This is a genomic window from Vibrio sp. 9-16B-A1 (genome assembly GCF_056726165.1).
The window spans coordinates 63,968-83,843 of sequence record NZ_JBSDZD010000001.1; the positions used below are offsets into that span (position 1 = coordinate 63,968).

The 19,876-nt window shown below is 48.1% G+C and carries 19 protein-coding genes and 2 pseudogenes; 10 read left to right on the plus strand and 11 right to left on the minus strand.

The window, feature by feature from the left end; all coding sequences use genetic code 11:
* Positions 1–92 precede the first annotated feature (92 nt).
* From ACVB80_RS00325 to ACVB80_RS00345, 5 genes are all read left to right on the plus strand, one after another.
* On the plus strand, positions 93–278 hold the full coding sequence (locus ACVB80_RS00325) for a hypothetical protein (RefSeq protein ID WP_481079263.1): 186 nt from the start codon (positions 93–95) through the stop codon (positions 276–278).
* A gap of 1,105 nt (positions 279–1,383) precedes the next feature.
* The gene (locus ACVB80_RS00330; RefSeq protein WP_481079264.1) at positions 1,384–2,127 is read left to right on the plus strand and encodes a hypothetical protein; all 744 of its coding nucleotides are present in this window, start codon (positions 1,384–1,386) and stop codon (positions 2,125–2,127) included.
* A 144-nt stretch (positions 2,128–2,271) separates the two neighbouring features.
* On the plus strand, positions 2,272–2,781 hold the full coding sequence (locus ACVB80_RS00335; protein ID WP_481079265.1) for a hypothetical protein: 510 nt from the start codon (positions 2,272–2,274) through the stop codon (positions 2,779–2,781).
* A 101-nt stretch (positions 2,782–2,882) separates the two neighbouring features.
* The gene (locus ACVB80_RS00340; RefSeq protein WP_481079266.1) at positions 2,883–4,385 is read left to right on the plus strand and encodes a hypothetical protein; all 1,503 of its coding nucleotides are present in this window, start codon (positions 2,883–2,885) and stop codon (positions 4,383–4,385) included.
* Positions 4,382–5,368 carry a baseplate tail-tube junction protein gene (locus tag ACVB80_RS00345; RefSeq protein WP_481079267.1) on the plus strand — a complete coding sequence of 329 codons (987 nt, stop codon included), beginning with the start codon at positions 4,382–4,384 and terminating at the stop codon, positions 5,366–5,368. Before ACVB80_RS00340 ends, ACVB80_RS00345 begins: the two co-directional genes overlap by 4 nt.
* A 131-nt stretch (positions 5,369–5,499) precedes the next feature.
* Here ACVB80_RS00345 and ACVB80_RS00350 read toward each other — a convergent pair whose 3' ends face one another.
* Entirely contained in the window at positions 5,500–6,567 is a 1,068-nt protein-coding gene (locus ACVB80_RS00350) for a DUF3541 domain-containing protein (protein WP_481079268.1), read from the minus strand.
* Positions 6,568–6,735: 168 nt separating this feature from the next.
* Between ACVB80_RS00350 and ACVB80_RS00355 the strand changes: the two genes are divergently transcribed.
* Positions 6,736–7,311 carry a sugar O-acetyltransferase gene (locus ACVB80_RS00355; RefSeq protein ID WP_481079269.1) on the plus strand — a complete coding sequence of 192 codons (576 nt, stop codon included), beginning with the start codon at positions 6,736–6,738 and terminating at the stop codon, positions 7,309–7,311.
* A 2-nt stretch (positions 7,312–7,313) separates the two neighbouring features.
* On the opposite strand, the gene ACVB80_RS00360 is transcribed toward ACVB80_RS00355, so the two are convergent.
* From ACVB80_RS00360 to ACVB80_RS00385, 6 genes are all read right to left on the minus strand, one after another.
* Positions 7,314–7,874, minus strand: coding sequence for a hypothetical protein (locus tag ACVB80_RS00360; RefSeq protein ID WP_481079270.1), 561 nt, complete (start codon positions 7,872–7,874; stop codon positions 7,314–7,316).
* Between the two features lie 2 nt (positions 7,875–7,876).
* Complete coding sequence (locus ACVB80_RS00365) at positions 7,877–8,416, minus strand: YaeQ family protein (RefSeq protein WP_481079271.1); 540 nt, start codon at positions 8,414–8,416, stop codon at positions 7,877–7,879.
* A 130-nt stretch (positions 8,417–8,546) separates the two neighbouring features.
* Positions 8,547–9,335, minus strand: coding sequence for a sensor histidine kinase (locus tag ACVB80_RS00370; protein WP_481079272.1), 789 nt, complete (start codon positions 9,333–9,335; stop codon positions 8,547–8,549).
* A 10-nt stretch (positions 9,336–9,345) separates the two neighbouring features.
* A complete protein-coding gene (gene nosR, locus ACVB80_RS00375; protein WP_481079273.1) occupies positions 9,346–10,635 on the minus strand; it encodes a response regulator c-di-GMP phosphodiesterase, NosR family in 1,290 nt (429 codons plus the stop codon).
* A 9-nt stretch (positions 10,636–10,644) separates the two neighbouring features.
* Entirely contained in the window at positions 10,645–12,279 is a 1,635-nt protein-coding gene (locus ACVB80_RS00380) for a HAMP domain-containing sensor histidine kinase (RefSeq protein WP_481079274.1), read from the minus strand.
* Between the two features lie 27 nt (positions 12,280–12,306).
* Positions 12,307–13,125 (minus strand): phosphate/phosphite/phosphonate ABC transporter substrate-binding protein, encoded by an 819-nt coding sequence (locus ACVB80_RS00385; protein WP_481079275.1) that lies wholly within the window; start codon positions 13,123–13,125, stop codon positions 12,307–12,309.
* 161 nt (positions 13,126–13,286) lie between these two features.
* On the opposite strand from ACVB80_RS00385, the gene ACVB80_RS00390 reads away from it, so the two are divergent.
* Positions 13,287–13,478: a hypothetical protein gene (locus ACVB80_RS00390; RefSeq protein WP_481079276.1), complete on the plus strand. Its 192-nt coding sequence runs from the start codon at positions 13,287–13,289 to the stop codon at positions 13,476–13,478.
* A gap of 52 nt (positions 13,479–13,530) precedes the next feature.
* Here ACVB80_RS00390 and ACVB80_RS00395 read toward each other — a convergent pair whose 3' ends face one another.
* Positions 13,531–14,607, minus strand: coding sequence for a mechanosensitive ion channel family protein (locus tag ACVB80_RS00395; protein ID WP_481079277.1), 1,077 nt, complete (start codon positions 14,605–14,607; stop codon positions 13,531–13,533).
* Positions 14,608–14,720: 113 nt separating this feature from the next.
* Here ACVB80_RS00395 and ACVB80_RS00400 point away from each other — a divergent pair, with 113 nt between their 5' ends.
* The 3 genes from ACVB80_RS00400 to ACVB80_RS00410 all read left to right on the plus strand — a co-directional run bounded on the left by ACVB80_RS00400 (position 14,721) and on the right by ACVB80_RS00410 (position 19,081).
* Positions 14,721–15,194 carry a GNAT family N-acetyltransferase gene (locus ACVB80_RS00400; RefSeq protein ID WP_481079278.1) on the plus strand — a complete coding sequence of 158 codons (474 nt, stop codon included), beginning with the start codon at positions 14,721–14,723 and terminating at the stop codon, positions 15,192–15,194.
* 262 nt (positions 15,195–15,456) lie between these two features.
* The gene (locus ACVB80_RS00405; protein ID WP_481079279.1) at positions 15,457–18,228 is read left to right on the plus strand and encodes a CHASE domain-containing protein; all 2,772 of its coding nucleotides are present in this window, start codon (positions 15,457–15,459) and stop codon (positions 18,226–18,228) included.
* Entirely contained in the window at positions 18,218–19,081 is an 864-nt protein-coding gene (locus tag ACVB80_RS00410; RefSeq protein ID WP_481079280.1) for a YdcF family protein, read from the plus strand. The genes ACVB80_RS00405 and ACVB80_RS00410 overlap by 11 nt, the downstream gene beginning before the upstream one ends.
* Before the next feature lie 80 nt (positions 19,082–19,161).
* On the opposite strand, the gene ACVB80_RS00415 is transcribed toward ACVB80_RS00410, so the two are convergent.
* The 3 genes and pseudogenes from ACVB80_RS00415 to ACVB80_RS00425 all read right to left on the minus strand — a co-directional run.
* A complete protein-coding gene (locus tag ACVB80_RS00415) occupies positions 19,162–19,317 on the minus strand; it encodes a DUF333 domain-containing protein (RefSeq protein WP_481079899.1) in 156 nt (51 codons plus the stop codon).
* Positions 19,318–19,329: 12 nt separating this feature from the next.
* Positions 19,330–19,458 (minus strand): annotated as a pseudogene (locus ACVB80_RS00420) (putative hemolysin); the annotation flags it as partial.
* Between the two features lie 33 nt (positions 19,459–19,491).
* A pseudogene (locus ACVB80_RS00425) lies at positions 19,492–19,845 on the minus strand (putative hemolysin); the annotation flags it as partial.
* Between the last annotated feature and the right edge of the window lie 31 nt (positions 19,846–19,876).

Here is a 19,876-nt window from a genome sequence, read left to right on the forward strand (position 1 = left end):
TATCGTTAACTCATTGCAAATAATTGTGCTAACTAAGCCCTCCTCGGAGGGCTTTTTTAGGTCTATAGAACAGGAGACAAGGAGAATAGGAAATGTTCATACTGCTAATGGTATGCCTATCTGGTGATGTAGAAATCAAAGGAACAGCAGAGGTATCTGGAAATGTTCAAATCGGTTCTGGTCAGTGTGAAAATCTGGAAAGAGATCTGGACTCAGATATACCAGAAACGGGAAAGAATCTTGATCGAGATAAGACTCAGATGAACCAGAAGAACTGAAACGAGAAAACAGAAATCGAGGAGCGTAGCGACGAGAGGGCGCAGCCCTAATAACTCTATCATGAACCAGTTGGAACACCATAGATCATACAGTCTTGAACTCTATGATGAACCAGATTATTAGGTTGAACCAGATAGAGATCAAAACCAGATAGATCATACAGTCTTGAACTCTATGATGAGGGCTTCGCCCACGGCTTCGCCGTAATCTGGTTTTCTCGTTTGGTCTAAAGTGTTACGTACTCAACTTCTACAATACAGGCCTATTAAGATCTTGAGTTTTTATCACTTTACAGAGTCGCATTTAACGCATTCGAATTCCATCGAGGAGCGTAGCGACGAGAGGGCGAAGCCCTAATAATTCTATCGTGAACCATCTAGAACATCATAGACCATACAGACTTGATCTCTATGATGAGGGCTACGCCCACGGCTTCGCCGTAATCTGTTTTCTCGTTAATGAATACTGAATCACTATCTGATCTGATGCCTTATTATTATTAACACACGAAGCGCTGTCCTCCTTGCGCTCATCGATACCAAAGTGTGAAAAAAAGCGAGCAAAGTGTGAAAAAAGCGATTGTTGAAAAACTCAAGGTGATTTGCTATTCAGTTTGCTTGCATAATTAAATTTATTAAAAAGTGCTGAGATATTTCGAAAAAAGTTAAGTTTTTGTTTACTTCCATTAGCTTTGACGCATATATAATCCAGTAATAAATACTAATGCGAGAGAAAAGCAGTATGTGAAACCTCCTAAAAAAAATCACAGGTCGCTGTTTTTCTCTCGCAGTTTGTTTACTCTCTTGCTACCTGTGAGATAATAAACATACAAGACGACATACAAACATTTTTGTGTCTAACAGCAAAGTGTAAACTCTCAGACATTCTTTCGAGAATGTTTGTATGTCAGTTTTGTGACCAGAACAAAACAGCTTTCTCAGCTATACAGAGAACTCACCAGAGCTTTGTACACATAAAGATAAGTATCTCCTACTTATCATTTCATCGTTATAAGTTTTGAGCATTAGACGGCAATCTGATGCTTATCTTTATGTGTACAACTTGTTTGCCGACAAGACAGCTCCATAACTTATAACGAATAAAATGAAAAATCTACTAACGAACTATTCTTTATTCCTAAATGGAATTCTATTCACTGAAGTGATCAACGGTAAAGTTATCAAAGCATACGGAATCGATCCAGTTATCAGAGATAACAATAATCAGACCGACATTAGACCTATTGATCTAAAACTAACTAAGCAACTTAAAGAGCTTGGTTATGAGTCTACGGATAAAAAGATAAAAAGCCTTAAGCGCGCTGTTAAGCGTTTTTACGATGACACCTTTACTACAGAAAAAGATTATAAAATCGCTGTAGTGAATTCTGGCAATCGCCTGAAAGTGTTTCTAATTGACGTAAGTGTTGATCGAAACGAAGTGTACGGAGTTGTTACATTATTCCTTGAATGTCTAAAAGGATCACAAACAGAGTTTGTGCGCTACGAAACTGCTATTGAAGACAAACACGGACGTTCAAGATTCCATTCATTCAAAACTGGGAACATGACACATCACATGGAACTGCAAAGAGTTGAAAAGCGCGGAGGCATTCGCAAGCTAAAAGCTGATGCTACTCCTGAAGAACACATTGAAAAAACCAACGAAATCATTGAAGTGATTAACGATTTAAAAGAAAACCATGTAACTAAAGAGAAATACGCCAACGAGATCGAGAGTTTAAAAAAGCGCGTGCGTGAACTTGAAATGTTACGTGATTTTGATAATCAGCTTAACGGGGTAGCACCCACAACTGATTTTGACCTGGATGAATTTTTAAAAGAATGATCCAAGTGTTTCAGTCTCTAGTAATAGCTCTCGGAATTGCCATAGCTTTATCTGTTCCAGTGCTATTACTGCCCATGTATGGTCACTGGGCACTTTCACTTTACCTTACATACGGTGCCTTATCGTACCTTACATGGAAAGAAAATGTACATAAGAATTAATAACAAAGTCCAGCTAACTGCCGGACACGACTGCACGTACTTTACGGCAGCATACACAAACGTTCGTCAATCCCTGATTGACGAAGTGAATCACTTCTACGGTATAAACGTAGAACACCATAAACCCTATAAAATCAGAAAGAATGGTCAATCGGTCTTTGTTTTTGCGGGTGAGGAAGTCTACGTTTATAACAAAGGTATGACAGAGTTGTTCAGAGCTGATAATAAGCCTGTTTTATCTAAACTGTTTAAGGTGCCTAAACTATCCATAAAGCCTGAAAAACTGGAATCGGATGAACCAGAACCTGAAAAACTGGAAAAGTTTCAACCAAAGAATCTGACTCCTATTCAAAAGATGCATAAAGCTGCTACTGAAAATCGTCTAAAGGCGACAAAAAGGATGAAATGCAGTAGCAAGTTCAGAAAGCATGAGCTTGAACTTTGTAAAGCTCTTAACGGTGAATTGAATAACCCATTACAGATGTTCAGCTAAATACTTTCAATTGAGGTAGTTAGTTCTACACCTTAAGGTTCCCCAAGTGGGAACCTTTTTGGTATCTGCCGTTTGGATAAATACCATAAAAAGGAGAAATTATGGACTTAGCAAACTTTGCAGGTTCTTTCGCTGAGCGTCTTGGGCTTTCAGGAGATAAGCACCAAGCGACACCAAGTAGTCCTTTACAGATACATAGCAGGACAACGAACGTTAAGATTGCCGAGCTTGTGGTGAATCGCTTAGAGGCAAGTGAGACAACAAGCTCTATAAAAACGGTCACACAGACGATTGAAAAACTAATGCCTGTGCCTGAATCAAAGGCAACCGTTAAGCTGCTTAATCGTATAGCTGATGGTCTGACTACAAAGAAGAAAGAACCAGTTATTTTACATTCAGTCGAAAGGTCGATTGAGAAGTCGGAGAAAACCGAAAAGGAAAAATCGGAGGAGAGTAAATCGGAAGCTCGATTATTCACCAAAGAGAAAATCAAACAGTTTATTCCATTTGTGCCAGTGCAAAAGCCAGTTGAAGCTGAATCTGAGCCTGTACAAGTGCAACCTAAAGAGCAAAAGCCTGAACGTAATGAAACTGGCCTAACGCATAAAGATCCGTCTCTTGAGGGGATTTCAAAGCTGTTTAAGGCACAAACAGCTTTGATGCAAGCTGGTAATAAGATCGCGACTAAAGGTTTTGGACTCGTGATGAAAGGCCTTACAAGATTTATGTCAATGGCAGCGCTGAAAATGACAGCGATGGTAACTGCAATTACAGCAGGTCTTATCGGCTTTGATGTGTTTCAAGCGTATCTCAGAACGAAGTATGAAGCATTTGATCAATGGGTGCGCAGTATTCCAGACGCAATGGGAAACCTAGCTGATGCACTATTGGGTGCATGGGAGTCGGTGAAAGTTGCTTTCGGACATTTATCAGACAATTTCGATTCTGTATTGGAAATCTGGAAAAAGATTTTTAGTGGCGATTTCAGTGGCGCATTTGAAGACTTCAAAGAGTACGTGAAGCGTTTACCGGAACAGTTAAAAGATGTGTTCATGAGTCTTCTGGATAATGTATCGAGCAACGTGATGAAGTTCTTTTCCACGTTAAATCCTTTTAAGCCTGTAACGGATGCCATTTTTGCACTTGTGAGAGGTTTAACTCATGCACTAGGCGTTATACCGGGTCTTGATACTGGAGAAATGCAAAAAGCAATTTTCCAAGGTGAGCTGGAGCATAAAAGGTCATTCGAATACATTGAAAGTCCAGAAGCTAAAAAGCGCTATCAAGAAGAACATGGTCTTGTAGTAGGACAAACAACCAGCGCAGAAGACAACACGAATCTACCTGCACCAGATTATTTCAAACCTACCTTTGCGCAAGCAGAAATCAAGTCTTTAGAAAATACCGAAAGACTTATCGAACAGCGCGAGAAAAAAGAGAGCGAAAGGCAAACAACGATTATCCATGAAACGGTAAAAGCTGTTGCCAACGAAACTCAAAAGAACATTAACCAGATGAACGTAGGCGGTAATACTTACAACTACACACAGATGAGTAACCCATCTTCTACGGCACCGAAATTATCAGGATTAAGTGAGCTATGAGAGTAACAGAAATAAAGGAGAAGAAGTCCGTTGTTGATACATTTGTAAAATCGGTTTCTGATCCTTCAAAGAAAAGTCAGTCGGGATGCTTACAAGCTGAGTATCCACTTGGCAGAAGTAAAGCAACGCGCAATGGTTCAAACGTTTATAAAAATGGACTGTTAATCACCGCTCATGCGTTGACCAAACGAACAAGAGATTCGATGAGAGGAAAACGCAAGGAGACGCAAGGGAACAAAGTTCTTTTTGCCAAGACATCTACAGACATGCTTGCAGCTATTCTGCTGCCTAGAAGCGGCTCAGAAGCTCATGCGAACAGCCATCGATACAATGACACAACAGACAGTTTGATCACTCAGGCTTTATCTGGTCAAGGTATGGGAGGCATGGTCAGTAATCAGATTTTCAGCCTGATTAACCAAGTATCTGGTGGATCTGTTACTGACTTATACGGTGAGACTATCGAGAAAGTTCAGAAAAGCTCATTCCAAGAGAGCGATAAACGTCAGCGAACGCTTTACTATACAATGACTTTTCAGAGCAAAGAGGAGCTACAGGAGTTTGCGAAAATCTATACTGTCTTCACAATGCTAGGCTATGCGTCAAAAGGTGGGCGAAGTGCTGGTAAGGTTAAGCAAAAGCTGAAAGATCTTGTCGAAAAAACATACAGCTTTAAAAACGAAGAGGGTGAAACAGTATCTACTGTCGAGGCTAGCAATGCTATGGGTGTGGTTGAAAGTCTAGAGTTCTGGACAGTTACACAACCTCCAGTGTGGTTCATTCGTGAATGGCAAGATGCAGGTGGACGCTCGTTACCACACAGCACTTTTGGACCAGCAGCGCTTGTCAGTTCGCGATTTGAAATGAGTCCAGATCAAGCTTTCCGAGCTTTTGCAGACAGTCCTAACGATCCGATCTCTGTTAACATGGAGTTAACATTTAGGGAGCTGATTACATTACGTCAGGACATGTTGTTTGATTAATGAGCTGTTGGCTGTACTGGTGAGTTTATTAGATTGAACATAGCACGAAAGTGCTGTACCGTACCTGATAAGATTTAAATGATAAACGCCGCTCACTGAGCGGCGTTTGTTTTTATTGCACGGCCTGAAAACTACTTCTTAACCAGCCCGTAAGGCAGTGAACTCAGCATTTTCGGGTGTGCTTTAATATTTGGCACGTCGTTCGGCCCTCTCCAGTCGAGCAGCATGATGGCCAGTACGTTGCGGTGTTCACCGTATTCCAGCGCCGGGTCGCCGGTGACAGACGGGATCATACCGTGCTCTTTGTTCATGGCTGCCTGAATGTGACGTCGGGTTTTCTCTACCACCGGATCTTCTTCCAGACCGGCCAGCAGAAATGAGATACCGACTTCGGCGATTACGTCTTCTTTTGCGCGCTCCAGAATGGTATCGATATTTTTACGGAAGTAGTCGTAGATCCACTGGTGCTCTTTTTCATTCACGGCATGACGGTAATAGCCGGAATCGGCAAAGATGATGTGGGTCATGCCGTAGATCTTATTACCGTATTGCTGGGTTGAAAGCCGTGCATCGACTTCGTCCGGGTAGGTTTCACGGAAGGAGCGCATAAACGGTTCAACCACATCCTGCTCACCAAGTTGCTGCAGCCAGTAGACCTGGTTTGCCAGCTGCGCAGCCCAGGCCTTGATCATTTCCGGACTGGTCACATATGGTTCAAAGTCGTAGCGCCGCAAAATACCACGCAGTTTTTTATCCTCAGTATGCTTCAGGCCATACTCGTCGGCCCGGGCCATTGAACCCAGCAGGGAAACCCCAAGAAATACATATTCCGGGTTCTTGATGGTGGCGTTAAAGCGTCTCAGGCTGCGCTCGTCGGTTTCGTCGAGATAGCCGGAAAGACGGTTAATCGAATACTGATGGATTTGCTCTTTGGTATATGTTTGTGCAGCGATGCGGTTGAGGTTGCTGGCAACCCGGGCAAGATCGGACCAAATTGCGGCTTTGTATTTCGGGTCCTGGGTCTGGCGGTACATTCTCAGCCCGTAGTGGCCTTCTTTAAATGCAGACAGGGTGTAAAGCTGAGTCTCGTAGGTATGTTTAATCACCTCTGCTGTTTGGGAGTATGAGTTGCTGGTTTCGGCGTACGCGCCGTAGCTGAGGGACAAAGCAATAATTGTCGCCAGTGATACCTTTTTCATTTTTACCCCGCAAACAGAATGAATCGAACGAATCTACCCCGATGTCGCGCCGGTTTGGTCATGGCAGTGTCAGATTCGTCAAAAGTGTTATCCGGTTCAGGTTGCCGGTGCATAGCAGGTGAATTGCCTGCCGGAACCCATAGAATAGCCACTTTTGGGAGAGACGTAATGAAAACAGAACTGGAAAAAATGCTCGCCGGAGAACCGTATCAGGCATGGGATGAAGAGCTGCTTGGTATGCGGGTTCGCTGCCGTGAAGTACTGCAAAAGCTGAATAACAGCATTCCGAACAGTGAAGAGTGGACGCAGGCACAGCAGGCACTGATCCCGGATGCCGGTGAGAACCTGTATCTGGAGCCGCCGTTTCGCTGTGACTATGGCAGTAATATCAAGCCGGGTAAGAATTTTTACGCGAATTTCAACTGCGTGATCCTCGATGTAAACACGGTAGAGATTGGTGATAACGTCCTGTTTGCACCGAACGTTCAGGTTTATACCGCCGGGCATCCTCTGGATGTTAAGGGCAGGGTAGAAGAGGGCGTCGAGTTTGGCTATCCGATAAAGATTGGACACAACGTCTGGGTAGGGGGCGGTGCGATTATCTGCCCTGGCGTGACTATCGGTGATAACAGTGTGATTGGCGCAGGCAGCGTGGTGACCAAAGATATTCCGGCTAACGTTGTCGCCGCCGGAAATCCGTGCCGGGTGATCCGGACCATAGATAATGGCCAGGACGAGGCGTGAGATCAGGACTGATCTGACAGAGGCTTACCTGCCATAAAGTGCAGCAGCCTTGAAAACCAGCCCGGTTTTTTCGCAGGTGCCGGGCTGTGTTGCTGACCAAGTGTAAAGCACTGCATGATCGAATCCTGCAGCACCGCCGGGTCGGCCCCCAGCAGGTGATTGACCAGGGTTGCGCTCTGCGCAGCGTGATCATTGGCCAGGCTGAAGTCCATTCTTAAATATCCCTGTACCATCACCCAGAGCCTGGTTAAAAGCAGTAACTCCTCAGGGCCGGCAGGGCGAAAACGCTCGCGGTACTCTTCTTCAAGACTCTCATCGATGACCCTTTTCATATTGAGCAGAGCTTCAAGTTGTTCCTGAAGCATACTGCTCAGTTCAACGTGTGCGTGAGTCAGGGTACCAAGCAGCATATGCGAAGGGGATTTCTCAGGGTGCCGGTTGCACGCGTTGTCAAACAGCGTCTGGTATTTATTGCAAAACTCTTCAAGCAGCAGCTGCTCCTGAGGAGTGAGCCCGATGTCGTTTACGCCGGCCAGTTCCAGTTGCTGGTACAGGGAGGTCATTCTTATTGTTTTTCCTTGAGGGTCTCAAATACGATTTCGCTGTCACCCTGATCAGTATTAACGAAAATCGAGGTCCCGGTGATCATCACTGACATATCCATGGTGCGCGTCACATATTGCGCGAGTGTGTCAATGCCTTCCCAGTCAAGGCGTGTGACGGCGGCATCAAGCATTGAGAACTTGCCTTTGTTTTGCTCCCACCAAACGTTGCTTTTGGTGTTGAAGGTGTAAACCATCACCTCTTTTGCCATGCGGGTCGCTTTTTTCACCCGGTCCACTTCCGGTTCACCGACTTCAATCCAGACCAGTTTCTGGTCATCCAGACTGATTTTCCAGATATCCGGCTCATCGGTGGAAGAGAGCCCTTTGGTAAACTCCAGCCCTTCCTGATCGTTAAGGCAAAGTGCCAGCACGCGGGCGAGCATTCGCTGATTGTTTTCAGACGGATGCTGAGCCACGGTCAGGTTCAGGGAGTTGTAATGATCACGGTTCATATCAGTCAGGCTGATACGAAATTTATGAATGGTTGGTTTTAGCGCCACAGTGGTAATCTTTTAATGAAAGTTATCGCCATTGTACGCGCTATCGGTTGAAAAGAAATGAAAAAAAGGCCAGACCTGCTGCGTCCCGATACAACCAGGTCCCGATATAAACGGGTCTGATACCGGCAGGTTACGGGACCAGCGGAAAGCTGAGTGTGAAACGGGTGCCGGTAGCTGCATCACTTTGAAAGGAAATGCTGCCACCATGTTCTTGCATTATTGTGTCACAAATCGACAGCCCGAGACCGGTGCCGTTTTGGGCATCCTTGGTGCTGAAGAAGGGTTTGAATATCTGGCCTGCGATCTCATCGGGTACCCCATGGCCATTGTCTGTAACGCTGAGAAGGATGATTTCATTGTGATGATCCAGCGTGGTGGTCACGGTGATTTCTCCGTTATCGGTGCAGGCCTGACGGGCATTGAGCAACAGGTTCAAGAGCGCCTGCTGGACTTTGACCGGATTGATGATAACCGCGGGTAAACTCTCATCCAGGTGGGTATGCAGGGTCAGTCCTTTTTTCACGTCTGCCGAAAGCATACTGCATGCAGATAACACACACTGATTAAGGCTGGTCTTGGTTTTATTTTGGTCTGCGTGGCTGAGATTGGTTTTGAAGTTTGTCACTACGGCCAGAATATGGCTGAGTCCTTTTTCAATATCAACGGCGACTTCTGTCAGTTCGTTAAAGTCCGGATCGCTGGCGCAGGCCGGATGTTTTTCGGAGAAACTGGCGATGAGCTCTTCGAGCAACTGATAATTGGCGTTGATCACCGCCAGCGGATTCTGGATTTCATGAGTAATGCCTCCAGCCAGCAATCCGATTGAGGCCATTTTCTCTGCTTCATACAGTCGCTGCTCCAGATTCTGGTTACGTGCTTTTTCTTTTTCCAGTGCCTGCTTAAGCTCTTTTTCTGTCATACAGTCTCCGTCAGATGAAGTAGGCTAGCGTGGTGCGGTTGTCCCGTTCATACGCTTTGAGCTTTTCGAGGACGGGGACTGTGAGTTCAACGCCTTTGGTCAGCATTACGGTGCCGTTTGGAAGAACAAGATCGCGCCGGATGACGTCGCCCGCTTTCAGCTTGTTCACGCTGACGCAATACTCAATATCGTGTAAGTCGTCTTTAGGGTGATCGCGCAGCACCTTTCGAAACGCGGTGACTACCTCACAGTCATAAATTGTACCGCAGTGATCGGTCAGATAACGGATGGCGCTCTCCGGTGATTTGATCCGCGAAGGATCTTTACTGGTTACCAGAAAATCATAGTCTTTCACCACGCGGATAATGCGTGATATGACCGGAATGTCATCCAGTTTAAGGTGGTCAGGATAGCCAGTGCCGTCAACATTCTCATCCTGATGGCGCACGTTCTCAGCAAGGCTCCTGAACCGGCTGAGCTGTTCAATCAGGGAGGCTGCCATCACCGGATTGGAGGATGGTGCGATATGGCTCTGGGTAAAATTCTGGCCCAGAGGGCGCTCAAACTCGCCGGAAATTAATCCCAGTTTGTGCATTAGTGCGCTGAGGTAGGTATGCTGAATCAGGGTGTCACTCAGTCCAAGTTCAATGGCAACCATCCGGCTCTGGTGAGAGACGCGTTCTATGTCCTGGGCGTCACTCTCAATTCGCTGGGCGATCAGGGTAGTGATCAGGGAAAGGACATCTTTAAACAGTGCGGAGCGGCTGTGCATGGTTTTTTGCAGTCTGGTATAAGAATCGCGAAGCTCGGTGGTGCGCTGAGTCACTTTTTCTTCCAGTGACTGATTGATGAGTTCAAGTTCGCGGTTCTTCACCTCCAGTAGGTCGCTGAGCCTGGCTTTTTCGTGGCTCAGCTGATAGTGCTCCTGGGCCTGACGCAATACCAGCCGCAGGTGTTCGTTATCCCAGGGCTTGGATAGATACCCGTAGACGCCGCCTTCATTAATGGCTCTGGCAGTGGCGTCTATGTCAGCAAAACCGGTCAGCAGTATCCGGATGGAGTCCGGGCATAACTCACGCGCCAGTGCAAAGAACTCGGCGCCATCCATTTGTGGCATCCGCATATCAGACAGCAGAACCGGAACCGGGTGCTCAGCCAGAAATGCGAGCGCTTCCTGTGGGTCGGTAAAGGCACTGATATCAAAGTCACGGCGCAGGACGCGCGTAAGAGCGCGGACGATATCCGGTTCATCATCAACAATGAGCAGCTTTGGTTTTAGCAGCTTATCCGTTACATCCATATTACCTCCTCAGGAGATCCCTTTTACTTCCCGCACATCTGCGATTTCGCTGGCAGGGAAAGTAATCCGAACTTTTGTGCCCATTCCGGGCTGACTGCTGACTTCAATATTTCCTTTATGCTGGTCGATAACATTCCGTGCATGGGTCAGGCCAAGGCCCGAACCCTGGCCTACCTGCCGGGTGGTGTAGAAAGGATCAAATATTTTCCTGATATGAGCAGGATCCATGCCAGGCCCATTGTCAGATACGGTAATACATGCCTGTGAGCTGGTGGCCACCAGTTCTGTGCTGATCACGCCATCCCTGGTACCACTGACGGCCTGGCAGGCGTTCTTCATGATGTTGACCAGTGCCTGCTGGAGCTCTGCCCGGTTGCCTTTTTTGAGTGAGGCGCTGTTCTTTACCTCTGTTTGATAGGCTGCACAGTCACACAGTACCTTACTTTCGGCCAGCGCACTGTTGAGGACTTCTTCAAGAGAAATCAGGTTTTCCTGCTGCTGACTTTCAAAATGAGAATAGTTTTTCAAACCGTTAATGATGGTCTGCACGCGCAGGGTGTTGTTTCGGGCATCGGTCAGTGACTCAGAAAAATCCTGCTCCAGGAAGGCTAGTTCGTCCCCGGACAGAAGCTGGGTGAGCTGAGGGTGTTGCTCCGGGCTGGCGGCCGTAACTTCTTTTATACGGGCAATAAGCTCCTGGTATTGGGCAAGGTACTCTTCGCACAGCTGAAGGTTGCTGTCTGCGGCGCCAAGGGGGTTGTTAATTTCATGGGCATAGCCTGAGGCCATAGTACCGATGGCAGCCATTTTCTCTGACTGGATCAGTTTTGCCTGGGTGTTTTTCAGTTCCAGATTGGTGTGTTCAAGATTCGCGTTCTTCTCGTGGAGTTCAGCGGTACGCTGGCGGACTTTGTTTTCCAGCGAGGTGTTCATCTGTTCAAGGCGGTTCTGATAACTGACGGTGGTTTGCTCAGAGCGCTGGAGTTTTTGCACCATGTTGTTAAACGCAGCCGCTACTTTGGCTACTTCGTCCTGACCTTTGTCATCCAGCGAAACATTACGCTGACCGGAGGCGATAAGTTCGGTTGCTTCCTGCAGTCTGCCAAGACGCCGGGTCAGGAAGGTTCCGAGTACATAAGAAAAGAGGGCAACCAGTGTCATTTCGCCAAATACAATGAAGGCACTCCACTTCTGTGCCTGGTTGATTTGCTGGTTGAGACTCGTCATATCGAATCCGATCTGTACCTGGCCATAGTTGATCCCCGACTCACTGATAGGGTGCACCACATCAAACACGCCATCGGTGACTTCTGCGGCTCCTGGTTCCGGTTTGTGGAATACCGCTGCATGGCTGGCGTCACCGCGCAGGGAAAGTGGCCGGCCCTGTCCGTCGATGACCCGGACGTAGAGCAGGTCAGGGTTTGTCATCAGCTCGGCAGTAAAGGCTTCCAGTGAGGCCAGGTCATAGCTCAGGACCGCGTCCTTTACCGTGCTGGCAAACAGGCTGGCGGTTGATTCTCCCCGCCGGGTAAGACCTTCAAAGTTGGTGGAACGCAGATAGCTCAGAGTCAGTGTCACCAGCACTGCCAGCAACACCGCCTCGATAAGCGCAACGCCCAGTATGGTTTTGAGTTTAAGTGACAATGTAACCTCGCTTGCCTGCGTACAGTGCTAGTTCGCCAGTAAATGGTCGAGCAGCGTGATGTTCAGTTCCCTGATATCATCCCAGTCTTTGTTCTTCGCCGGTTCAATCCCTTTGAAATTAATGCTTTTCAGCAGAGCCTGACCTTCAGGATCATGGTTCATTTGTTCCATGGCGGAATAAACTGCTTTCACCACCTCCGGGGAGACATTAGGGTGGGCGGCAAAGGCGTGTGGGGTATACTTCGGCGTTTCCCAGAGCACGCGCAGTTTTTGTTGCACTGCCGGGTCCGTATTACCAAAGGTACGGTAGACGCCGCCACCGGCGACAAAAAAATCCTTGGACACCGACAGGTAAACAGAATCATGAGAAGAGACATAGCTGGGTTCAAAGTCAATCTTGTCACTGGTCAGTTTTGCCCGGGGTAATACGCTGGCGGCAAAAGCTGCCGGGGACGGGAAGGCGAGCTTCTCGCCCTGCAACCGGGCAAGGGACTGTATCGGGCTGTCTTTTTTCACCACTATGATGCCCTGAATAAACTTGTCTTTCTGTTTTGCAAACGCCTGGTAGCCTGGCTTTTCATGGAAAACGGTGTAGTGGTAAGGGTTCATGTACGCCAAATCATACTCGCCGTTTAATACCCGTTTTTCAAAGGTCGGGATGTCCCTTGCTGTGGCAAAAATAATTTGGTGGCCGGTTTTGTCGCTGAGGTATGCGAATATTGGGCCCCATTTGGCCGCGAGCTTTTTAGCCGATTGCTGCGGCACGATACCAAAGGTCAGCGACTCAGCCGCAACGGAGGTGCAATAAAGCAGAGCAGCCAGAAAAATGCCAATCGTCCTTGTCATTGGGTTGTCCTTATCAGGTGATAAACATTCTTGTTTATAAAGTGTAGTTCAGATTTTGAGGATGACCGCAAAATCACCGGATAAGGATGTGTTTTGACAGCAGTTTTGCATTGTTTTGGCCAAAGGTGATAAGCTGCGCGGCCAAAGAAAGGAGAGAGATTATGTTTCGATTGATTGCTGTGGCGCTGATTGGCCTGGGCGTATTTGTTGGTGTGACCTACAGCGATGAGATTAAAGATCTGATCAACGGCGACCCGGTTGATAACGCGAAAGAGCAGCTGATTGATGGTGCAGAAGACCTGGCTGACAAAGCGGGTGACCTGGCAGGTCAGGTAGCGGAAAAGTTTAACTAAGCCTTCTGCTTATTACCGGCAAGTGCCAATATGGCACTTGCCGGTATCAGTGTCAGTTTGGATCGGTTATCTGCTCGACCTTTAGCGTCTGGGTCGGGTAGGCAATATCGGCCTGATTGCGCGCAATGATCGCCATGATTTCCAGCAGGACGGCCTGTTTGACTTCGTGGTAGCGGATCCAGTTTACCGTTTTGGTAAAGGTATAAACGAAGAAGTCCAGTGACGACGGACCGAAAGCATTAAAGTTCACGATCAGAGTCTGATTGCTGTCAATGTCAGGATGGTTTCTCAGCATCTCCTTTACTTCACTGACGATGTTCTCCATCGCCTGATGATCGCAGTAGCGAAGTCCAATCGTTTCGTAGATCCTCCGGTTCAGCATCCGGGACGGGTTTTCTACCACAATATTACTGAAGACTGAGTTTGGCACGTACAGCGGACGCTTATCGAACGTTCGGATCACTGTCATTCGCCAGCCAATCCTTTCAACGGTGCCTTCAATCGAGCGGTCCGGAGAGCGGATCCAGTCACCGACCTTAAACGGACGGTCAAAATAGACCATCACGCCACCAAAGAAGTTAGACAGCAGATCTTTTGCAGCCAGACCGGCAATCAGGCCACCCACACCACCAAAGGTCAGCAGACCGGACAGGCTCAGCCCGTAGCTTTGCATCAGGGTCAGCACGCCCAGAACTGCGATGAAGAGTTTGGCAATTTTGGCTACCGCCTGGACGGTGGTTTGGTCGTATTTGTGTTGTTCCAGTACTTCCTGCTCAAGGTTGTGGATCAGGCGGAAGACAACCCAAATGGCAATAGCGATGGTGAGCAGCGTTTGTACTGAACCCAACCAGCCCAGATCGCGCTCAAAATAGGTCTGAATGATCAGTTCAATGGAGGAAATTGCCGGCCAGCACCAGATAAGGGTGGTTAACGGGGTTTTCAGGGAATGTACGATTGCGTCATCCCAGCGGTTTTGAGTCTTTCCTGTCAGTGCATCAAGCCGGGTATAGACAATTTTCCAGGCTATCCAGGCGATGAAACTGCCGGTGGTGATAACCAGCACGTCGGTAAACCAGGACTGCTGAGCCAGCGGTATATGTGAGCGCAGGTAATCGATAATCGAATTCATGTCGGCATAACTTATTAAAAGGAAGTAAAACCATAAGTTTAGGGGCAAATGGTCGCGGGGACAATCGCCTGGCAGGTTGAAATCTGCGGCTTTTCAGCAAGTATTAGATAAAGATGTCCGTATCAATACCGGAGAGCAGGGTGGATCAGAGCGCGATTTTTGTCAGGGATCATAAACTGGCGGCTTACCGGCATGCTTTTGCTCATGAGGGCAAAGTGTGTCATCAGCGCTTTGCCGAGTCTTTGCAGGATGAACTGTTTTCTGTGTTTGTGCTTACCGATATTAACCATCAGCCAGCTGGTTATTGCGCGTACTGGACCGATATCGTCAGCAGTGGCCGCTGTGAAGATCTGCCGGTGCTCTTCTATCAAATCCATTATGTTTATCTGCGGCCCGAATACCGGGGCCAGGGTCTTGGGACCTATATGGCCGAAAAACTGGCAGGCAGGGTGATGCAAAAGCTCATGCTCAGGCCCGGTGTTTGCGCGTTTTGCGACAAGTCGGTTTATGTCAGTAATGAAGGGGCGGTATTCGGGCGTAAAGTGCGTACAATTCTTAATCAGACCAGGCGGCTTCCGTTTGTATAGCCCATTATTACAGAGTATCTGTGCTACTCTTCCGCTGTGCCGTTTTTGTTATTTCTGCCATAGTTTTTGACGCTTTACTTACAATAAAACCAATAAGAGTTTATACACTGTGCCATCATTTTGATAAAATTTGATGCGCCTTTTAAGAAAGCGCAAAGGCTTTGTTTTCCCGGTGGTTTATATGTGCTAAAAACTATCAGTACGCCGTTTTGGCACAGGGCAATACACGATTCAGCAGTATGTAAGGGGCAGGAAGGCCTGAATGATAAATCCGTCATCGAGAAATTTTGTCCTCTGGTACTGGGGACTGGCGTTGGGCTACTTTGGAACGGGATACCTTCTTTCCAATTTTCTGGTGCAGTCACAGGTGGTTTCCGTCTGGCTTCCTGCCGGTATTGCGCTGTTTGGTGCTTATATATGGAACTGGCGTTTCGTACCCGCCGTGTTCGTTGCGTCGATGCTTTTCAATCTCTCCAATCATGAGCTTACACAAATATCTCCCAATGTCTGGCGTGAAGTCTTTGTTATTGCAAGCGGTGCTTCTCTGCAGGCGTTTACCGGAGGGCTGATCCTCAGAAAATGGCTGGGCAACCCGCTCGATTCCAACTCTGACTTTAAGTCGCTGGCATTCATCGTTATTGTTGGCCTGCTGGTTAACCTGATTTCATCAAATATCGGTGTACTGGCGCTGAGTCTCTACAGTATGGAATACAGTTCTGAGCGCCACTGGTACAACGTACTGAACTGGTGGATGGGCGATTCGCTGGGAGTGTTGCTGGCTACACCGCTGTTGTTTTGTCTCCACAACCTGACGCGCAAGCCTCACCAGGTGAAGAAGGCGAGGGGCGCGATTATGCTGACAACCATGATTCTGTTCCTTTCTGCGACCATGACCAGTCACTACCTTTCGTCAAGCAGTCAGACTGCGACGCGGGCGATGGTGAGCCATGAACTTAAGCTGATTGAAAACAGCCTGTACCGGGAGATCAACAAAAGCCTGGCGCACATTCAGACTCTTTCGACCTATCTGCAAAACACGCCGGGGATCACCCGGGAAGATTTTGAACATTTTGCGAAAGGGCTCATGGCAGAGCAGTCAGCCATTAAAGGCATGTCATGGAACCCTATTATTACTGCCGGTGAAATTCCGGAGTTTGAGCAAATGCTGAGCGGGCTCTACAGCAGTCAACAGCAGGTGCGTGGTATACCGCTGGTGCCGGACGATCATCTGGTAGTGGTGAAATACATTACTCCGCTTGCCGGCAATGAAGCTGCGGTCGGATATAACGTTTACTCTGATCCGGGGCGTAAATCGGTACTCTCTTCGCCGGGTTCTACTTTTAAGCCAATCGCGACACCGATCATTCAGCTGGTCCAGTCTGAAAGCAAAGAACCTGGGTTCCTGTTGTTTGCACCGGTATTTGCCGCCCAGGAGCATGATGTTTATACGGCCGGCCGTCAGGCTCAGCCAAGATTGATTGGTTATGCGGTTGGGGTATTCCTTGTGCAGCAGATGCTGGATGTGGCGATGGATAATGTCCCGCCGGGACTGTTTTTATGGGAAATTGCTCAAGAGGGAAGTGACAGCGCGTTTCTGTCGAATACCGGTACAACAGATATGATCCTAAACAGTGGCCAGCTTGACAATATTAAAGTCAACATGGCCGGGCAGACCTGGGAGATGCATCTGGCGCCACGCAGCAATTTCCTGCTTCACTATCAGGAAAAGTCCACCCGCATCATGATGGTTCTCCAGTTTACGGTGATCAGCTTTTTGATGCTGTTTATCTTTGTGTTTAACAACCGCCGGGCAGCACTGGACCTGATGGTGATGGAAAGAACATGGGAACTCGAAGACGCCCGTCGCCAGTCAGAGCAGGCCAGTGAAGCGAAAAGCCGTTTTCTGGCTAACATGAGCCATGAAATCCGCACACCGCTTAACGCAGTGATCGGTTTCTCGTCTCTTGTGAAGCACTCCTGCGATCCAAATGAAATCGCGCTCTATCTTCAAAAGATCGAGCTTTCTTCCCGTTCGCTGCTCAATATCGTCAATGATATTCTCGATATATCAAAAATTGAGGCAGACAAGCTGGTACTTGAGAACATTCCATTCGATCTGAACCAGATTTTGCACCAGATTCAGGTCATGTTTGAGTCCAGCGCCGCACAAAAAGGGCTGGAATGGACGGTTCACTCGGATGTAACCCGTTCCTGCTGGTATAAAGGGGATCCGACACGGCTGGAGCAGATCCTGATCAATCTGTGTGGTAATGCATTTAAGTTCACCAGTGAAGGGGAAGTGACCCTGCATGTGTCTGAGCTGGAAGCCTCCGGTAAAGAGAGCGTGATTGAGTTCGTTATTCTGGACACCGGGATTGGCATCTCTGAACTGAATCAGGAGCTGTTGTTTGAAGCCTTCAGTCAGGCTGATACATCGACCTCGCGGCGATTTGGTGGCACCGGTCTTGGTCTGAGTATCTCCCGTGAGCTTGCCAGACTGATGAATGGCAATATTGCCGTTCGCAGTGTTGAAGGTGTGGGCTCAGAGTTCAGGGTGACCTGCCGGTTTGAACAGACCGAAGCTCAGGCCCTGCCGGAAGTCAGAAAGGTAACCCATGATCTGCATGGATTGCGGGTGCTGGTTGCTGAAGACAATTTGGTCAATCAGATGATGATTCAGGCGATCCTTAACCGGGCGGGCGTTGAGCCGGTGGTGGCTTCCAATGGTCAGGAAGCCTGCGATTATGTACGGACCATGAAGTTTGATGTGGTGTTGATGGACTTTCAGATGCCGGTTATGGACGGTTATGAAGCCACCAGGCAAATCCGGACAGTGTATTCTGCGACGGTTCTGCCGATCATCGCACTGACGGCAGATGCGATGCCGGAAGACAAAATCAAAGCCATTGAATGCGGATGTAATGATCACATGGCTAAGCCGATTGAAGTAGACAAACTGCTCCAGCTACTGGGTGAAATCGCTGCAGGTAAGAAACAGTTTGAAAAATGGCAGGGACAGGTAAATGAAAATTGATCACCTTGTGGTAGTACTGGGCAAGCGGTTACAGGGGAACAAACTGACGCCGGAAGGTCGCAGCAGAATCGAAGCCCTGACTGAATATCTCGACAGTCATGCCACACCGGGTATGGCTGTGGCTTTTTGTGGTGGCGTGACGGCCCATCAAACGGTGTCAGAGGCATCGAGGATGTGGCAATACTTTCGTCGCCTGCGGCCGGAGGGAAGCTATCCTCTGGCTGCTGAACTGCTTGAAGAAAACTCGACCAGTACAGTTGAGAATTTTCGTATGCTGGCCAGAGAGTTGCTCTCTTCCGGGCTGGCTTCTGAGCAGCAGACGCTGAAAGTTACTCTGGTATCCAATGACTACCATTTGCAACGAATATTTGAAATTCAGTCTCTGCTTGATGAGCAGGGTCTGCTGAGAGTGCTCAAAGCCCGCTGTGAAGAAGCCGGACTCAGGCTTGAACTCTCTTATCAATTGCATGATCACGTTTGTGCGCCATATCCTCATGACTCTGATGAAGCCAGCCTGTTTCTGGCCATTGAGGCATTGACGACATACCGCGTATATCTGGAAGGTATGGTGGCAGGCGTTTTTGAACGCGAAACGGAACAGGTTCGTTCGCAGCCTTATCTCATTGCCCGGAAAGCACTGGATCAGGCTGAGAGCCTGTGTCGCAGCGGCGATGACAGCGGCCTGGCCGCAGGATTACTGCCGCTGTTAAAACAGTGTGTGGAACAAACAGGTCCGGAGCGCAGCCGGGAGGAAATTATTCCGTGGCTGGCCTGCTTTGACACCAACCTGACCATGCTGAATCGCTTTCTCGACCCGGAAACGGATGGCCGGGTACGCTGGTGGAAGGGTTGAGAGAGTCAGACTTTAAAACGAGACATTAAAAAAAGGCCACAAGTTGTGGCCTTTTCCTGTTCCAATCCGGGTAATTGGTATTACTTGTTGTGAGTGCGGTAGAAGTCCCACTCTTCGACTTCAGTGTCGTTTGGCAGTACGCAGATACCGATCTGGCCTTCAGCAGTGTCAGTGATCTTCACGGTACCGCCTTGCTCTTCACAAAACACAGACGCCGGGTTTGCCATTGAAGGCATGTCAGCCTGTTGGCTCTGACGGTAGTATTCCCACTCTTCAACGCGCTCACCACCAACGGTTACACAGATGTTCTGGTCGCCTGACATTTCCAGAGTACCACCCTGTTCTTCACAGTACACAGAAGCCGGGTTCGCCATTGATGGCATGTCGGCCTGCTGGCCTTGACGGTAGTATGCCCACTCTTCAATACGCTCGCCGCCTGCGGTTACGCAGATGTTCTGATCGCCTGACATTTCCAGAGTGCCGCCCTGTTTTTCACAGTATACAGATGCCGGGTTTGCCATTGATGCCATCGCTTCTGCAGGCATAGATTCGTCATTGTTGTGTTGACGGAAATATTCCCATTCTTCAACCTGGGTACCATCACTGAACACACAAACGCCGTACTGGCCGTCTTTGCCTTCAACGATCTTACTGCTGCCGCCTTGCTCTTCACAGAATACTGACGCAGGGTTTGGCATCGCGTGAGCCAGTGATGAAGCCAGAGCCAGTGCGCCAAGTGATGCAACAAGTACAGTTTTTTTCATTGATAACTCCTAATGAGCTGAAAAATCAGCA

What these genes read in the sequence shown, in the direction of transcription:
- ACVB80_RS00325 (WP_481079263.1), top strand. Translation starts at nt 93, where the DNA reads ATGTTCATACTGCTAATGGTATGCCTATCTGGTGATGTAGAAATCAAA.
- ACVB80_RS00330 (WP_481079264.1), top strand. Translation starts at nt 1,384, where the DNA reads ATGAAAAATCTACTAACGAACTATTCTTTATTCCTAAATGGAATTCTA.
- ACVB80_RS00335 (WP_481079265.1), top strand. Translation starts at nt 2,272, where the DNA reads ATGTACATAAGAATTAATAACAAAGTCCAGCTAACTGCCGGACACGAC.
- ACVB80_RS00340 (WP_481079266.1), top strand. Translation starts at nt 2,883, where the DNA reads ATGGACTTAGCAAACTTTGCAGGTTCTTTCGCTGAGCGTCTTGGGCTT.
- ACVB80_RS00345 (WP_481079267.1), top strand. Translation starts at nt 4,382, where the DNA reads ATGAGAGTAACAGAAATAAAGGAGAAGAAGTCCGTTGTTGATACATTT.
- ACVB80_RS00350 (WP_481079268.1), bottom strand. Translation starts at nt 6,567, where the DNA reads ATGAAAAAGGTATCACTGGCGACAATTATTGCTTTGTCCCTCAGCTAC.
- ACVB80_RS00355 (WP_481079269.1), top strand. Translation starts at nt 6,736, where the DNA reads ATGAAAACAGAACTGGAAAAAATGCTCGCCGGAGAACCGTATCAGGCA.
- ACVB80_RS00360 (WP_481079270.1), bottom strand. Translation starts at nt 7,874, where the DNA reads ATGACCTCCCTGTACCAGCAACTGGAACTGGCCGGCGTAAACGACATC.
- ACVB80_RS00370 (WP_481079272.1), bottom strand. Translation starts at nt 9,335, where the DNA reads ATGACAGAAAAAGAGCTTAAGCAGGCACTGGAAAAAGAAAAAGCACGT.
- nosR (WP_481079273.1), bottom strand. Translation starts at nt 10,635, where the DNA reads ATGGATGTAACGGATAAGCTGCTAAAACCAAAGCTGCTCATTGTTGAT.
- ACVB80_RS00385 (WP_481079275.1), bottom strand. Translation starts at nt 13,125, where the DNA reads ATGACAAGGACGATTGGCATTTTTCTGGCTGCTCTGCTTTATTGCACC.
- ACVB80_RS00390 (WP_481079276.1), top strand. Translation starts at nt 13,287, where the DNA reads ATGTTTCGATTGATTGCTGTGGCGCTGATTGGCCTGGGCGTATTTGTT.
- ACVB80_RS00395 (WP_481079277.1), bottom strand. Translation starts at nt 14,607, where the DNA reads ATGAATTCGATTATCGATTACCTGCGCTCACATATACCGCTGGCTCAG.
- ACVB80_RS00400 (WP_481079278.1), top strand. Translation starts at nt 14,721, where the DNA reads ATGTCCGTATCAATACCGGAGAGCAGGGTGGATCAGAGCGCGATTTTT.
- ACVB80_RS00405 (WP_481079279.1), top strand. Translation starts at nt 15,457, where the DNA reads ATGATAAATCCGTCATCGAGAAATTTTGTCCTCTGGTACTGGGGACTG.
- ACVB80_RS00410 (WP_481079280.1), top strand. Translation starts at nt 18,218, where the DNA reads ATGAAAATTGATCACCTTGTGGTAGTACTGGGCAAGCGGTTACAGGGG.
- ACVB80_RS00415 (WP_481079899.1), bottom strand. Translation starts at nt 19,317, where the DNA reads ATGCCTTCAATGGCAAACCCGGCGTCTGTGTTTTGTGAAGAGCAAGGC.